The organism is Chitinophaga tropicalis (assembly GCF_009758205.1).
Lineage (GTDB): Bacteria > Bacteroidota > Bacteroidia > Chitinophagales > Chitinophagaceae > Chitinophaga > Chitinophaga tropicalis.
Map to the genome: position 1 here is coordinate 81,897 of NZ_WRXN01000006.1, position 15,965 is coordinate 97,861.

A 15,965-nucleotide genomic window follows, 5' to 3' on the forward strand; every position below is an offset into this window, starting at 1 on the left:
ATTCCCCTCGCTCAGGAAAACAGCCCCCTTTTCTTAACCTACAAATAATACACCCCCACTATCCTATTTTCTAATTTTACCCCTATGAAAAGGAAACTATTATTGTTCATAGCCGGAGTCCTACTCACCTCCGCCGCTATGGCCCAATCCGCTAAACACGTCATCGTGATAACCATAGACGGATTCCGACCAGACTTCTACAAAGACCCATCCTGGGGAATGGTCAATCTCAGACAGATGATGCAGAAAGGCGTATACGCAGAAGGAGTACAGGGTGTATTCCCTTCCGTTACCTACCCATCTCACACAACAATGATGACAGGTGCATTACCTATCCATCACGGCATCTATTACAACACCTACTTTGAACCCTGGGATGAACCCGGCCGCTGGTACTGGAACGCCTCAGAGATCAAAGTCCCTACTTTGTGGGACGCCGTTAAAAAAGCAGGCCTGACCTCCGGCGCCGTAAACTGGCCGGTAACAGTAGGAGCACCTATCACTTACAATATCCCTGAAATATGGACCTGGCCGGGTGAAAAAGCGCAGCTGGCAATAAGAGCCAGCAAAGCTACTCCCGCAGGACTGCTGGAAGAAGCACAACAGAACGCTACAGGTAAGCTGACTGAAGACGATCTCAATGCTGACTTCCTTGCAGCAGATGATAATATAGCCCGCCTGGCAGCATATATTATTAAACAATATAAACCCGCGCTGGTATCACTCCACCTGCCATGTGTAGATCATATGGAACATGAACAGGGACGTGATGGCGATAAGGTAAGACAGGCGGTAGCCTCTGCCGACAGGGCCGTTAAAACCATTATTGAAGCCCTGGACAGAGCTGGTATAGCAGACAGCACTGCCGTTATTGTACTGGGAGATCATGGCTTTTCCGATATCCATACTTCCCTGCAACCCAATATCTGGTTAAGAGAGAACGGCTTTGCTACTCCTTCTCAACCCGGTAGCAAAGACAACTGGAAAGCGCTGTTCCACCCTTCCGGAGGTTCTGCCTTCCTGCACCTGAAAGATAAGAACGATAAGGAAACGGTGGCAAAGGTGAAAGCTATCCTGGCAAAACTTCCGGCCAGCAAGAAAAGATTGTTCCGCGTAGTGGAAAGGGCAGAACTGGACAGCATAGGCGCTGATCCCGATGTTCCATTAGCGCTGGCGCCTGTTAAGGGTGTTGTATTTGGCGGAGGCGATAAAGGAAATGCAGATGTAAAGGCTGCCAGTGGTGGCACTCACGGATATTTCCCTGATTTTCCGGAAATGCAGACCGGCTTTGTGAGCTTCGGCGCAGGCATCAAAAAAGGAGCGGTAGTGCCGGTAATGGGCCTGCAGGACGTAGCGCCTGTTGTTGCTAAGTTGCTGGGACTGAGCTTCGATGCACCGGACGGAGTATTGTATCCTGGTATAGTGGCAGACAAAAAGAATTAATATTATTGGGGGGGCATCCATGCCCCCTTTTTCCCAAATCCATAAATAAACTCCCCCAGAATTTCCCGAATCCATAAACATGCCCGGCCTCATCCGTCCTACCTTTGCGCAAAATTTGCTGCATGTTAAGAATGTTCAGGCGTGTTGTGCTGTCAGCACTGCTTTTTTCTCCTATTCTATCAACGGGACAAATCAAGGAAAGATCACAGGAAACAGAATACCATGGCGCCATCGGGGGGCGTATCACCTCATTTGACAATCAACCGCTGGAACTCGTTTCAGTATCAATAGTAGAGCTGCAGAAAGGCACTCTTACCAATAATGACGGATACTACCAGATCAGGGGCCTCTATCCTGGTAAATATACCGTACGCATTCAGATGCTGGGTGCTCCCAAAGAAGACTTCACGGTAGAAGTAACCGACGGCCAGCCTGCTGAATTGAACTACCGGTTCACAAAAGAAAATATCCAGGCCTTACAGGAAGTAAGGATTGTCGGTACTACCAACAAATTCTCCAAGAAGGAAAGCATGTATGTAAGCAGGCTGCCATTAAAGAACCTGGAGAACCCACAGGTATATAATGTTGTTCCTAAAGAACTTTTCACAGAACAAATGGCAATGGACCTGGCAAGTATCTCTAAGAACGTACCGGGAGCAGGTGTGCCGATGATCGCAAACCAGGGCAGAGTAACCTTCCGTTCCCGCGGTTTCGATACAGAGCCCAATGCCAGAAATGGCGTTGCCGGTGCTGCTTTCTCCTTCATCGATCCGGCCAACCTGGAACGCATAGAAGCCATCAAAGGCCCCTCTGCCACTTTATTCGGAGCTAATATCTCCAGCAGCTACGGCGGTCTCTACAACAGGGTGACCAAGAAACCATATAATGGTTTCGGTGGAGAAGTGTCCTACAGCGGCGGCAGCTGGAACTTCAACCGCCTCACACTGGATGTGAACACACCTGTAAATGCAGATAAAACCATATTATTCCGCCTGAACGGAGCCACTACATTCGAGAAAAGCTTCCAGGACCAGGGCTTTACCAGGAGCCTGAGCCTGGCGCCAAGCTTCTCCTACCAGATCAATGACCGCCTGGCATTGCTGTTCGATGTGGAGTTTGGCCAGGCTACCGGTACCTCTGTAGTACGTTTCAACCCATATATCGATACTAGTGTAGTCGTTTCAAAGTCTATTGCAGACATGAAGTTCCCCTACAAGAGGCTGTTTGGGGCTAACGACCTTACCTACCAGACACAAATGATGAACATCTTCGCCCAGCTGAATTACAAGATCTCAGAGAAATGGACTTCTCAGACCATCGTTTCCAGGGCAAGATCTACTATAGACGGATACATCTCTGCATTGAACGGTCGCTCAGATACTTCACTGAGAGCATCAATAATGAGAGGTAACACATCCTTCATTGCAACTAATATCCAGCAGAACTTTATAGGCGATTTTAATATCGGCAGCTTCCGTAACAGGGTAGTGTTAGGACTGGATTATTACAATAACTCCAACTCGTTTGACAGGGTAACTATCAACGGCCCAACCATCAGCTTCATCACACAAACTGCATCCACTAAAATAAACAGGCAGATCATTGATAACCTGGCGTCCAGTGGTACCCTACGTGCAGAGAATAATGGAGATGACAACTATTCAGTATACGTGTCTGATGTGTTCAACATCACCAGTAACCTGTCTGTAATGGCCAGCTTGCGTGTAAACCGTATAGAAAGCCGTGGCACAACTAACCTGGCAACAGGTGTCAATACGGGGAAATATGGACAGACAGCGCTGTCACCGAAACTGGGTATAGTATATGAAGTATTGAAAGATCATGTTTCCCTGTTCGGTAATTATATGAACGGTTTCTTTAACAGAACTGGTTCAGATATCAACGGTAATACATTTAAACCGGAGCAGGGTAACCAGCTGGAAGGCGGTGTGAAGGCAGACGTGTTTGATCATAAACTGGTGGGAACAGTGAGTTACTATGATATCCAGGTAAAGGACATTGTTCGTACAGACCCGCAGAATGATCAGTATAGCATACAGGATGGTACACAACGCAGCCGCGGACTTGAAGTAGAACTGACTGCCAACCCGCTGCCAGGCCTGAATATAGTTGCCGGATATGCACATAACGATAGCAAGCTGACCCGCTCTGACAGGATGACGAATGGCCTGCGCCCGGGATTATCCGGTCCGCCGGATATGTATAATTTCTGGATCAGCTATCGCTTCCCTAAAGGAGCCCTGAATGGCTTTGGTTTTGGTTTCGGTGGTAATGGTGGTAGTGAATCTTATCATACAAATACTATCAAAACAAAGATCATCATTCCTTCTTACCAGCTATTTGATGCTACTGTTTTCTATGAACAGAAGAAGATACGTATAGGCTTTAAAGTAGATAACCTGACAAGTGAGAAGGCCTGGTCTGTAAGGTTAACACCACAGGCCCCAGCACGTTTCATGGGTAGCCTGGCTCTGAAATTTTAACACTTTAACCAACCGCAGGCCGGTTAAAGCTCCCTCTCAAAAAAGGTTTGGCCGCAGGCCAAACCTTTTTTTGAGCAATTCCTCCGCTCTATAATCACAAAGACACTTCCACGATCAATACAATAGCACTCGCCGAAAGCGCCTCGATTTCTACTTCCTCCACTTCCCAAAGCGCCAGCCCATCCCCCGCATAAAGCAACCTGTACTGAGCTTCCATATCTCCTTCTATTGCAAAAACAAACACGCCATTTTCCGGGTTGCTAAGTTTATATACCGCTTCTTCCTTACTCGCCAGTTTTACAATAGCTCCTCTGTGACAACCCTCCCTGTTAAATATCTCCCTGAGGTGATTATCCAGGGTAAAAGACGCAGATACAGGCGTTGTTTCTTCTATAGCAGGCATTTTGATCCAGAGCTGCAGGAACTTAACCAGGTCGCTTTCATAAGGGTTCCTTATTTCCAGTTGTGTCCCTTTCTGCATGTGCAGCAGCTGTACCTGTCCTGCTTCTATGATGCCGTTATGTCCTTCTGTATTTTTGAAGCTGATAGCCCCTACTACAGGCAGGAGAATAATATCTGTCGGCTCTTCCACCAGCATATTAAACCCTTTACCGCCAGCCAGTATATCTTCATTCAGGACGTATAATGAGCCGAAAGGCGTTTTATGTTCATTGTAATATCTGCCAAAATTGAACGTGTTATAAGTGCGGAACCATGCCATTTCATTCAATCCGCGTTCATCTGCAAGGAACATCTTTCCCTTTGATTGAGGTAGCATATCAGACAGTTTCTTTGAGTGAATAGATGCTGAGGTAAGGCTGCATAGAGAATAGTTCTGTCAGCGTTTCCCCGTTTTCCTGTTCATTGTTAACAGATACCAGCAGCATGTTATTGATGGTATCATACCAGGTAAGTGGTGCTGAAATGAAGTTCACAGCTACCTGGTGTTTATTTTTATCTCTCAGGTCAGAGTTGATGATCTCAAACCTGTATCCGGCAAAGGGAAGAGTATGTTTACCCGTATTATTCAGGATATCCGGTACTTTCCCGCCAAGTTGTTGTAAGTACCCGATAATGGAAGGTGTAACCAGGAAATGCAGTTTTTCTGCATTAGGTACATTAGCCAGTAGTTCAGCAAAGGTGTTGTATTTCTTTTCCTGGTTGTAATACTGTGCCTGCATGAGTAGCTCCTGCCAGGTGGCTTCGAATACCAGTTTATCCCATGGTTTCTTTGAATTGATGTCAATGACTTTTCTGTACAGCAGGCGTATAATACCTTTTTTCATCGGTTATTTTTTTCTTATTAGCTACATGTCTGAAACCAGTTATTCTCACTCCAATCGCAACTTAATTCTAAAGCAAATCCCTCAATCTCAGGCCGGAACCCCTCCCTCAAAAATTGCTTTTGCCGGAGGCGAAGCAATTTTTGAGTCAGAGTAAACAATTGCAGGTTTAAGCTTTCACATAAATAGTATGTGTCAGCGTATATCCCCCTGATACGCTACCGGTAACAGTAGCCAGCTCATTATCCAGGGAGTCTTTGAAAACGGAATCAGCACTGTTGGATGTATCCTGGGTACCGTGTGCAATGTAGTCTGTTGCAGTAGTATAGACAGTATTACATACATCGGTAGGGAAAGCTATCTGCGTAACCAGCAGGGAAGTTCCGCTTGAGTTGTAAATATGCGCATGAATATGCGGCGCCCTGGAAGCATACCATCCGGGGAAGATACTGGTGAAAGTAACCAGCCCGTTAGAGTCAGTGACTTGCCGGCCCCTGAGAAAGTGGGCAGAGGTGTAGTTAATACTGGAGTAACCTCCGCCTGGGTTCACCGTATATTCTGAATAGTAGCCGGTCACATTACAATGCCAGATATCTACCAATGCACCGGCAAGTATAGCACAGCTATTGTTTACATTTCTGATAGTGATCTTTACGGTGAGGGCAACCCCGGTTTGTCCGTCGGTAATATCGCTTCTTACATAGGAAGAAGGAGATTTCGTTGGATAGGGCCCTTCTGTTTCAGTATCTGTTACTGTACAATCGCCTGAGGTGGTGCCGGTACTGGTGCCTGTAGTATCTGTACCAGTTGTGGTCGTGGGTGTGGCGTCTGAGTCTTTTCCGCAGGAATTAGCCAGAGGAGCAATTGCTGCAAGCCCGAGAGCTGCCAGAGAGTTTTTCAGGAAGTGTTTTCTTTCCATGTCACAGTGAGTTTGGTCGGGAGTATGACAGTGCAGGATACCAGGGGTTTAACCGTTCATCGGCGTTTTGAGGTGAACCGGGGGATTTCTGCGGTGAATGGCAGAATACATCAAATTGGGTTTCGGGTCGGCCGCAGGCCCTTCACAACAAAAAATGCTTTTGCCGAAGGCAAAAGCATTTTTTGTACAGTTTCTTTTCACTACGCTTATTTTTCGTTCTTCAGAACCAGCTGCAGTATCTCATCAGAAGCCGGATCATATCCCGGTCTTTGAGCAGGAATATCTGCCAGCGGTGTTTTTAATAACGGATGATCAATGGCCGGAGTAGGAAGCCCTTCTTTTTTCCTCACCAGCTCAATAGTGCGGATGTCAAAAGGAATGAGATCGAAGGTCAGTATCTCCAGCATCTTATTTTTACCATCGTCATAAGCGCTGTACAGATGATAATCACATACCTCCGGCATTAGTTTCGCATATGCAGCTTCGTCCTGCCAGGAAGCTATCAACCGTTGGTAGATATGGTCAGGAGGAAGAATGTTAAAGTATTCGGGGATTGTCCCGTCTTTGTATTTGCGATAGAGGCTTGCCATAAATACATGAATAGCCTGAGACCTTTCGAATTTTGCCCTGTTCTTCTGAAACTCTCTTTCAGCATCGGCAGCAATGAGCGCAGCAAGATCATCATATCCCCAGAGCATGCTCATACCTAATATGCCACCATAATTCCTTGAATCCATGTGAATAGACCCCGGTACCTTTTCGATAATGTGTGCCATCCAGTAGGTCTGTTGTTCAATCAGTACCCAGGCAGAGCTGTCCCCATTCAGGATCTTATTCTTGGCATTATTGTCCAGGTGAATACCGATGGCTAACCCCAGGCTTTCGGCCAGGCCTTGTCTCTCATTATTGTCCAGCTTTGAATTGATCTCGTCTACAACCATGGCCTTGTACTCCTGGATATCATCTTCAGGGAGGGGATCTTTCCTTAGCTTATCCGTTTCCTTTTTGAGAAATGTGTTATAATTCATATTGTTTATTAGACTGTTAAACGTTTTGACACCATTTGAGCATCTCTTTAAATTTCACTTTATACTTGCCGGAGCTTAGTTTGGTTACTTCATAACGCACCTGGTGGCCCTCAACGCCGTGTTGAGCTATCTGCCTCAGAATTTCGTTTGCTCTACGCACCATAGACGGCGGTACTCGCTGGCGTCTGAGAGTACCATTGGTCCTGATTTCGTTAAGGATGTCCTTTACATAATCATCTGCTTTCTGCAATTTACTTAACCTTGAGCTATTTGCTTTAACTTCAAAGACATAAACCTTTTTTCCAAGCGGGCCTTGTGCAATAATATCTATCCCGTTCTTTGAATTGTTCTGAATGGCTGAGTAAACATTGAAGCCTCGTTTCTCCAGCATCTCAATGAATCGTTTCTCTGCCGCATCACCCAGGGGAGTGTTGTTAGGCATCAACCCATACAGGTCTGCTTCCATAAAGGGAGCAGCCACATATCCGTAAAGATTGGGGTTGTTCCCAAAAATACCGAGGGGATCGGCGCTGATATAGATACCTTCCTCGGGTGCATAATAACGGAACCTGTTATAGTAAAGACCGGTATCTGCATCTTCATATTGCCCTTCAAAACGGAAAGGACAGTCAGTGCGGCTGCCGGTAATGACCCGTATCCTGCCGTAGATATCCATGATAGCTTCCCATACCCTTTTCCCGGAGGAGTTATACATCTCTACAGGTACGCCCGACTGATCACAGACAATAGAAAAAGTATCATCGGCAGTGATCTTTGCCATAGGTATCTGGGTGTACTCTTCAAAAAGCCAGGTGATGGGATTTTCCGGCTTGGGATGTTCCAGCTGACCGCTGGTGCTGACGTGCGATACCGCCGCTTCCTGCCATTCATGCAGCAGGTTGTTACCATTCCATACCCAGCGGGTAGTGATTTCCTCAAACGTCCTGCTGATACGTCTTCCCAGGGCGTCATAAGTGAAGGTCACTTCTTTTCTGTCCGGCCGTATCACCTTCTTCAGCAGCCCGCTTTCATACCATTCATACCGCCAGGTCTTTCCCTGGCTGGTGACTTTCCTTATCAGGGCGCCTTCTTCGTTATACTGGTAACTGGCGGTGCCTTTCTCCTGTAATTGCCCCGCTTTGTTATAGCGGCGGTCCCGTTTTACCGGTTCTTCATAGATATTGCCGGTTTCATCAGGTACGCGGTACAGGCGGTTGCCATCCTCGTCACTGGACCCTGTCAGGAAACCATCTTCATTATAGTAAAAGCGCGTATTCTTATTATTCAGATTGTTGAAGATCTCTGAGAGCTTATCGTCAGATTTCCACCGGTATGATTTGCTGCGCTTCAGCTCATTATTGCTGAATACCTCCTGGGTAACAGGCCGGGTAAGGGTATCATACTGCCAGGTCTGCCATACTTTTCCGGGAAGCATGCGTTCCAGTTCCAGTCCTGAAACGCTTCGTTTAATGTTGGCAGACCATTGCTGGTGCCCCATGGAAGCCATCACATTTTCAAGATAACCCAGATGGTTGTATGAGAAACTGAGCTCTGCTCCCAGACTGCTTGTCACGCTGGTGCGCCTGCTGGTATTATCATAACGGGTAAGTACCTGTATGCCGTTCTGTATTTCACTGATCACATTTCCCGCCGGGTCTCTTTCCAGTTGAATAATACCGTTCTCGTTAACGGCTTCTGTCATCTGCCCGTTGTTATCATATGTAAACAGCTCTTCAGTACCATCATGATATTCGATGCGTATCATGTTGCCATTGGCATCGTATTCATAATGGGTCTGTTTACCGCCGGGGCGTATTACAGTGGTGATCTGACCTGCAGCGTCCCGCTGGTAGCGGCGGGTAAGGCCGTCAAAGCTCTTCTCTTCCATGAGCATACCGGTAGGGTCATAGAGGAATGTATAGAAATCTCCGGCTTCATTACGTACGGCCCGGAGCTGTTCCTCATTATCATAACGGTATTCTGTTTTTGTACCATTCTGGATACGCGTGCGAAGGCTGCCAAGCACTGTATATTCAAAAGATACTTCGTGCTGTTTATCGCGTGCGTAGATCACCTTATCATAGGCATCGTACTGCATGAGCAACTGGTTACCATCTGCCAGTTCGTGCGTTACAACGCGGCCTTCAAGGTCATAACGGAACCATTGTTCATTGCCTTCCTGGTCTTTCTGCCATACACATCGGCCCATGGCGTCATATTCCCATTCAGATACAAGCTTACCGGGGTGTTCTGCCTTTACAAGATTACACTGTGCGTCAAAATGCAATGTAGTCTCCTGGCCATCCGGTTCGATAATAGTTTTCAGCAGGCCGTTCTCGTAAGAGTATTGTTCTACATCCTGGGTAGGCCCTATACGCATCACCAGCTGGCCCTGTTCATTGTATTTCGATATTACAACGCCTTTGCCTGCTTCATCCTTTACGAATACAGGCAGGAAGTTTTCGTACTGTGTATTCAATGTGCCGCCTCCAGGTTGGGTAACGGCAATTTCGTTACCCCATTCATCATATGCAAAAGAGACAGTGCGCCCCAGTTCGTCTGTATCTGTCAGCAACTCATTATACTCATTATATGTATAGGACTTAGTATACCCCAGCGCGTTAGTCTCAGTTACAACCATACCAGCCCCATTAAAGCCGTACCGGGTAATATGCCCCAGGGAGTTTGTAACGATCGTCTCGTCCGGCAGGTATTCCAGCTTGTTCTCCAGCTTTCCTTCCGGTCCCCAGGTATGTACACATCTGCCTTGCTGGTCATATTCCCAGTAGAAGGTAACGCCATTACGGTCGGTTTTGGCTGTCATCCGGTGCCGGTGATATTCCATCACGGTAGATTTTCCCATAGCGCCGGTGGTGGCGGCAAGATCGTTCTCTTTGTTATATGTGTAACTGGTAAGCAGGATGTATTCATCACCTCCTGCCAGTGCAATGCTTTCAATACGGCCTGAATTATCGTTGGTGACCTGTAGCAAGCGGCCGGCACTGTCTTTTATGCTGCTAAGCAAGCCCTGTTTATAATTGAAGAGGATATAATGTCCTGACCTGTTCTCTATTTTCACCAGCTTCTGCTGCCGTGCACCAGCAAAACGGTAGGTCAGGTGTTTATCATGCACGGCTGCACCAAATCCTTTTTCATCCTGGAACACAGTAATACGCTCTTCCCTGTCAAAATACGACTGACCGGGCGGAGGTACAGGCACTGCCATATAACGTCCTTCCTCCATGCGCAGCAGTATCAGCCCTTCTTCCGGAAGAAGTTCCAGCTCCCAGTCATATTGGCCATGCCAGCCGTAACCCAGTGGGCCTTCATATTCAGAGGTGGTATCGTAAAAACGTTTCCATGCAAGAGGTATAGGGCCGGGCAGGGAAAAATCTTCCGCGGTCACCATCATCCGTCCGCTGGAGGGATCTACAGGATCGCCAATGGTGCGGCATACTGCGCTTTTCAGCTTGTTACCTGCTTTGGCCGCTTTGGGGCCTCCCTTAGCCATGAGCTTACTTAGCCTGTTCGCCACTCTTCTCACACCTGCTTTCACCAGGAAGCCAAACAAAGCACCTGCTAATAACCGCATAATAGCTGCCCCGAAATCCGGCACCAGCGGAGAACCTACATTCACCGGCTTTCCCCAGGGAATAGGCAATGACATGGACAGGGGTAAATAACGTCCGGGCACCAGCTTGAATTTCTTGGGCTTTATCTTGTTAATGCTGAGGGATAGCGGAAGGCCTATACACTGACAGCTCATCAGCGGGAAGAGAGAGCCGCTCATCAGTGCGCCTTCTGCGGAGGTATTCTTATGACCAAAGAACATCACTGCGTCATGTGCAATAAGCGGAGCCAGTGTAAATCCCAGGCCGAAAGGAATATGGAAATAAGTGATCAGTGTACCGGCAGTACCGGAGTTGGAGCGCTTTTTACCGTTGATCTGAACAGTAGATCCTATAAAAGGTAAATAATCAAATATATCCAGCACCATCCCTATGAAGGGATGGGGTAAGAGTACAAAAGGAGTAGGGGCGTTAACAAAGTGGAAGTCAACGCCTAATATCACATCCAGGTGTTTTGATGCCAGTTGCATAGTCAAATGTTTTTGGCTTTCAGGGTATGGGTCAATAGGCGGAGTGTTGATCAGTGGTTGGCCAGCATTTCAGGCATGGGCCTGTTCCCTTTGGGCACGCTGGCCTTATAGTTCCTGATCTGCTGTTCCCAGTGGGGGCCCAGTATCTGTTGTAATTGTGTTTCTATATCCTGCTGCAAGGCGGTTTCTTTCAGTGCTTTAGCCTGCAGGTGAAGGGCTGCTGCCACCAGTGGAAAGGCCGTTACTTTACGGGTTTCAGGATCTAATCCCAGGCCGGCTTTATATGCATGCTGGAAGTATTCAAATGCCTGTTTGCGGTTACCATGTTTTTCACAGGCATGTGCAGCCTGCCGCCAGCCTTCCATTGCCATAACAGGCATCTGCAGCTGTGTGGCGGCTTCACCCATTTGCCGGTAGGCAATTTCTGCATCTTTCCAGGAGCGGGTGCGGTAATAGACGGCGCCTCTGAAAGCATGCGCCTGTACCAGCACGCCGCCGGCGCTCATATCTCCGGTCTGTGCAGGTTGGGAGGTAAGCTGTACTGCCCTCTCCAGCTGCCTGATAGCATCAGGATATTCTTTCAGCTGAAATAAGGCGCTGCCATAACCTATTACACCGGTGGCCTCAAGACTTATCTGCCCGCTTTTATTACCTGCAGCCACGGCCTTTTGTCCCCATTCATGCACTTCCCGTAACTTCCGGCGGGAAAGAGCGTCTCCCAGGTTGAACATACATTGGTTAAACTGTACCGTGGGATTGTGAGGATTGCCGCTGGTGGCTATTTGTCTTATTGCTTCCCGCATGTTCAGGTTGGCAGGTATAGTAGTTGCATGCTTCAGTGCGGCACAGCGCTGCAGGTATTCCTGTTTCTTTACATCAAACAACATGACACGCAGGTGCGGTGGTATGCCCGGCTCCAGGAACTGCTGCAGCCACGAGGCCCATTTTTTTGGGAAGGCGCATTCCTCCGGCCAGATAAAAAGTACCAGCTTGCCATCAAATCCGGATATATTGGTAGCAAAGTCTTCCAGTGCCTTCCATAATATTTTTCCGGCATCGTGTCCGGCATTCAGGGCTTGCCGGTATTGTGCTGCATTATATTGTACAGTGATGCCGGTGGCTTGCAGCTCCTGCTGGCCTTCGGGTGTTTCCCAGCGGTGCAGCCACTCTTCCAGCATAGCATTCTCATATGCCTGTTCTTCATAGAAGGGAGTGGCCAGTTTCAGGAACAGCTCCGGCAGCTGGCCATGAGGCGATGATTCCAGCCGGAAAAATCCTTCTACCATCTGCACTTCATCGGGTTCCACCAGCCAGCGTATTATCTGTACGTCAGGCTGCACATATTGGTGCCAGCGTGCACGCATCAGGTCTATACGATGGGAGATAGGATTATGTTCAATAAAGCTCATAATGTTCTTTTGAGAGATCAGCAGTTCAGGTTCAGCATACCACCGTTCACGTTAGTGATCTTTTTGCCGTCTATCAGTACAGATTCCCCGTTAATATTGGTGCTGGGGGCATCGCTCTGGTATGCTGCTGTTACTACGTTTACATTGGCATCACCTTTCATATAGAGCTTCTGCGTAGCTACAGTATCTACGAACTTGGCATTAGAAGTGATCTTGGTAGCAGTATTATCTACTGTGATCAATGTAGCGCCTTCGCCTACCAGCACAGTTTCCTTACCGTTGATGTTGATCTTTTTGGAATGCATCTCTATAGAGTTAGGCGCTTCCAGTATGATCTTATCGTCCGTTTTAACGGTGATCAGCGTTTGCGACTGTACAGTAATATTGCCGGCTCCGTCCATCGCCATGGTGCTGCCGTTCTTATCTGTTACAGTAATGCTGCCGGCGGCGTCATTAAGCAGGATAGTGTTGCCACTGCGCGTTTTCAGGGCTTTCACATCATTGCCGGCATTACCATAACTGGTTTTGGCCTTCCCGTTATAAGTGGTGCCTATTACAAATGGCAGCTCTGCGTTGCCGCCTTCAAAGTCTGTGATCACTTCCTCACCTACTTCAGGTATCATGAAGAAGCCTTTATCGCCTCCACCGGAGGCCGATACTACACGTATCCACGGTGAAATGCCCTGCTGCTGCCAGCGGAACCTCACCCGGATACGGCCCAGCCCCTTAGGATCATTATTCTCTACAACAGTGGCGGATTGTGGCTCACAGTGCGGGAAGCTGTCCAGTCGTATCTCCGGAGCCGCTGCATCTGCCGGAATAGCTTCAAACATATTGTAGTAGTTGCCATTGCCTTCACAGTAATGACGGATGTTGGTGATGAAGAACTCACCATGCTGCTCCTGGGAGAATACAGCCTCTTTTACATTCACAATGTCGCCTATCTTCAGAGAAGTGTTGATACTGCTGCCTTTCAGGGTTACCATCTGCGCAATGGCATCTTTCTTCCTGAGCCTGGCAAGCTTATCTATCTGTGTTTTGGCGCTGCTGTTGAAAGCATAGTTCATCTTATACAATGACTCCTTGCCATACAGCTTCTCACTGATCTGCAGCGCGTGAGTGGAATGGGCATTCAGTTTCCCGGGCGACTGGCTCTTCGTATCACTTTCCACCACACTGTCCTGCCTGTAGTCGTACCCGTTAAAGCGAACGTTACCTGGTTGTACTGACAGCTCTATATCAAATTCGGTAAGATCTATCTGGTGAGTGAGTGTAGTTTTATCGCCCGTGCTTTTGCCAAATACCAGCTGTTGTCCGTTGTAAAAGCACCATTCCCCGTAACGGGCGGCCAGCCGGCGTACAAACTGCCAGTTATTTTCACGGTACTGAACAATATATTTCTGCACATCTTTCGTGTCAGGATTAACGGACGATTTCAGCACATTGGGCGGGGCGCCTTTCAGTGCAATGCCCACAATGTCCTGCAGGGACTGGCTTTCGAAGCTTTGTACATGCGGGTCATTATCCAGCAGGATTGTGGGACTGTACCCTTTTATCACACAGAAACCATGTGTGCCGTCGCTTTCCTTGCCGGTAGATACGGAAGTGACAATGCCTTTGAATATAAGTTTCTGCTGGCCCGCAGCCGCTTCCACAGGTTCTACATTTATATTGATCTCTTCACCCAGAAATTGCCTGGAAGCGGTGAAGAGGTTAGCGCCCATTTGCTGGAACCAGTCATAGCTGGTCAGTATTTCAAACTCGTGGTGGTTGTTGCTGCTTTGCAGCAGGGTCATAGAGCTGAAGGCTTCAAACTGTTTGCCGGCTATGGAGAACGAAGTTTTTGTATGTAAAGCCATGGTCAAGAATTTTTAAAAGGATGGGTTATTGTTGCAGGTCAGCGCTGATATTAATTTCCGTGATTCCCGGTTCTTCTGCTGTTTCCAGACCGGATGGGCCCAGTACAACGAATTTCTTTTTCCTGTGATGATGGTCCGTATAATATGCTGTTACTGCCGGCGGCGGTTCCTTTACTGCTATAGGACCATTAGGCTGCTGTTTCCAGGCGCTGTCCATTTTAGTGCCAAGCTCCTGTAATGACACCGGCAGGAAACCGCCCGGCGTGGGCCATATCATTACATCTCTTACACTGTCCTGCGGGTTGTTCTCTATCACCAGGGCAAAGGTCTTTCCGGCAAAATGTGTATAATTCCCGTCTATAGAAACATGTAGACTGTCTGCTGGTGAAAAGAGGGATGGCAGGAACGTTGCCGCGCTGTCATGAATAAGTGGAAGGGCCTCTGCTATGGCCATGATCTTTTCTGACAGCCGCGTATCCTGCGTTGTACCGATGCTGCTGTCTGCCGTTTTATGTGTAGACGGGCTGCTGCCACAGGCAACTATCAGCGGAGAAAAGAAAATAGCTATATATATAAGCGGGCGCATCATATTAATTCAGTTTTGAGACTTTATAAACGATCAGTTTCCCCTGGCCATCCACACGGTTCATATCTGTACTTTTCATGGGAAAGAAATGCAGTTCATGTGGCTGGCTGCCATCGTTGCTCAGAAAAGAAACGGGAGCGTTAAGGGTGGCTGAATAAGGATGTATCTCTATGATAATGCCTTTGCGGGCATAACCATTGGAGATCAGTTTATCAATATCATTAGGTTTCACATGGATACAGCCATGTGAATAACTGAGGGCGATATTGTCAGGCTGCTTATTACGGTTATTGTAAGCGGTCTGCGCTTCATCCGGTGGAGTGGTATGTATAAAGTCGCTTATAATTTCTTCTTTGCCTTTGTCAAATATGCCATTCCTGTTGGTATCACGGAAATACTTTACAGACACATGTCCGAAGTCATTGAACACCCAGGAATCAGGAGTGGAATTGCCGAAGTAAGCGCCCATGGGCTTATAGTAGTCCAGGATCATCTTTCTTAATTCCAGCTCAGGTTTGGGCGCAGACTTATAGCTGGCCAGCCAGCGTGGGTCCATGGAGCTGAGTTTTCTCCATTTATTATTAAGCTTGATGTAAACTGCATCAGGGTCTATTCTCATGGGAGTGCCCCATGGGATCGTGGAAAAGAGCCATCTTCCGCCACTCACATGTTTCTCTATGGTCAGAATGGTAAATCTGCCGGAACGTGTGGGGGTATGTCCCTCTGTAGCAAGCCGGGGTATTTTACTGATGGTTTCCTTTGATAGTCCCCCTCTTGCGTCCACCTCAAATATCTTGGTGTACTGGTACTTTGGCATGCAGACATATAGTTAAAT

At 47.7% G+C, this 15,965-nt stretch carries 11 protein-coding genes; 2 read left to right on the plus strand and 9 right to left on the minus strand.

Going from position 1 to position 15,965, the window contains the following annotated elements:
* The first annotated feature begins 84 nt into the window (after positions 1-84).
* Both GO493_RS14980 and GO493_RS14985 read left to right on the plus strand, forming a co-directional pair.
* On the plus strand, positions 85-1,443 hold the full coding sequence (locus GO493_RS14980; RefSeq protein ID WP_157307017.1) for an alkaline phosphatase family protein: 1,359 nt from the start codon (positions 85-87) through the stop codon (positions 1,441-1,443).
* 122 nt (positions 1,444-1,565) lie between these two features.
* A complete protein-coding gene (locus GO493_RS14985; protein ID WP_198315724.1) occupies positions 1,566-3,947 on the plus strand; it encodes a TonB-dependent receptor in 2,382 nt (793 codons plus the stop codon).
* Positions 3,948-4,041: 94 nt separating this feature from the next.
* Here GO493_RS14985 and GO493_RS14990 read toward each other — a convergent pair whose 3' ends face one another.
* The 9 genes from GO493_RS14990 to GO493_RS15030 all read right to left on the minus strand — a co-directional run bounded on the left by GO493_RS14990 (position 4,042) and on the right by GO493_RS15030 (position 15,947).
* Positions 4,042-4,725: a pirin family protein gene (locus GO493_RS14990; protein ID WP_157307018.1), complete on the minus strand. Its 684-nt coding sequence runs from the start codon at positions 4,723-4,725 to the stop codon at positions 4,042-4,044.
* Position 4,726: 1 nt separating this feature from the next.
* Positions 4,727-5,233: a hypothetical protein gene (locus GO493_RS14995; RefSeq protein WP_157307019.1), complete on the minus strand. Its 507-nt coding sequence runs from the start codon at positions 5,231-5,233 to the stop codon at positions 4,727-4,729.
* Positions 5,234-5,399: 166 nt separating this feature from the next.
* Positions 5,400-6,149, minus strand: coding sequence for a dioxygenase family protein (locus GO493_RS15000; RefSeq protein WP_157307020.1), 750 nt, complete (start codon positions 6,147-6,149; stop codon positions 5,400-5,402).
* A 206-nt stretch (positions 6,150-6,355) separates the two neighbouring features.
* The gene (locus tag GO493_RS15005) at positions 6,356-7,177 is read right to left on the minus strand and encodes a hypothetical protein (RefSeq protein ID WP_157307021.1); all 822 of its coding nucleotides are present in this window, start codon (positions 7,175-7,177) and stop codon (positions 6,356-6,358) included.
* A gap of 16 nt (positions 7,178-7,193) precedes the next feature.
* A complete protein-coding gene (locus tag GO493_RS15010) occupies positions 7,194-11,276 on the minus strand; it encodes a DUF6531 domain-containing protein (protein ID WP_157307022.1) in 4,083 nt (1,360 codons plus the stop codon).
* A gap of 50 nt (positions 11,277-11,326) precedes the next feature.
* The gene (locus tag GO493_RS15015; RefSeq protein WP_157307023.1) at positions 11,327-12,685 is read right to left on the minus strand and encodes a hypothetical protein; all 1,359 of its coding nucleotides are present in this window, start codon (positions 12,683-12,685) and stop codon (positions 11,327-11,329) included.
* A 17-nt stretch (positions 12,686-12,702) separates the two neighbouring features.
* Entirely contained in the window at positions 12,703-14,544 is a 1,842-nt protein-coding gene (locus GO493_RS15020; protein ID WP_157307024.1) for a type VI secretion system Vgr family protein, read from the minus strand.
* Between the two features lie 25 nt (positions 14,545-14,569).
* A complete protein-coding gene (locus GO493_RS15025) occupies positions 14,570-15,133 on the minus strand; it encodes a hypothetical protein (RefSeq protein WP_157307025.1) in 564 nt (187 codons plus the stop codon).
* Between the two features lies 1 nt (position 15,134).
* Positions 15,135-15,947, minus strand: coding sequence for a hypothetical protein (locus tag GO493_RS15030; protein WP_157307026.1), 813 nt, complete (start codon positions 15,945-15,947; stop codon positions 15,135-15,137).
* Positions 15,948-15,965 lie beyond the last annotated feature (18 nt).

Coding starts and splice junctions, on each gene's coding strand:
- GO493_RS15000 (WP_157307020.1), bottom strand. CDS start 6,149: ATGGAAAGAAAACACTTCCTGAAAAACTCTCTGGCAGCTCTCGGGCTT.
- GO493_RS15010 (WP_157307022.1), bottom strand. CDS start 11,276: ATGCAACTGGCATCAAAACACCTGGATGTGATATTAGGCGTTGACTTC.
- GO493_RS14985 (WP_198315724.1), top strand. CDS start 1,566: ATGTTAAGAATGTTCAGGCGTGTTGTGCTGTCAGCACTGCTTTTTTCT.
- GO493_RS15015 (WP_157307023.1), bottom strand. CDS start 12,685: ATGAGCTTTATTGAACATAATCCTATCTCCCATCGTATAGACCTGATG.
- GO493_RS15030 (WP_157307026.1), bottom strand. CDS start 15,947: ATGCCAAAGTACCAGTACACCAAGATATTTGAGGTGGACGCAAGAGGG.
- GO493_RS14995 (WP_157307019.1), bottom strand. CDS start 5,233: ATGAAAAAAGGTATTATACGCCTGCTGTACAGAAAAGTCATTGACATC.
- GO493_RS15005 (WP_157307021.1), bottom strand. CDS start 7,177: ATGAATTATAACACATTTCTCAAAAAGGAAACGGATAAGCTAAGGAAA.
- GO493_RS14990 (WP_157307018.1), bottom strand. CDS start 4,725: ATGCTACCTCAATCAAAGGGAAAGATGTTCCTTGCAGATGAACGCGGA.
- GO493_RS14980 (WP_157307017.1), top strand. CDS start 85: ATGAAAAGGAAACTATTATTGTTCATAGCCGGAGTCCTACTCACCTCC.
- GO493_RS15020 (WP_157307024.1), bottom strand. CDS start 14,544: ATGGCTTTACATACAAAAACTTCGTTCTCCATAGCCGGCAAACAGTTT.
- GO493_RS15025 (WP_157307025.1), bottom strand. CDS start 15,133: ATGATGCGCCCGCTTATATATATAGCTATTTTCTTTTCTCCGCTGATA.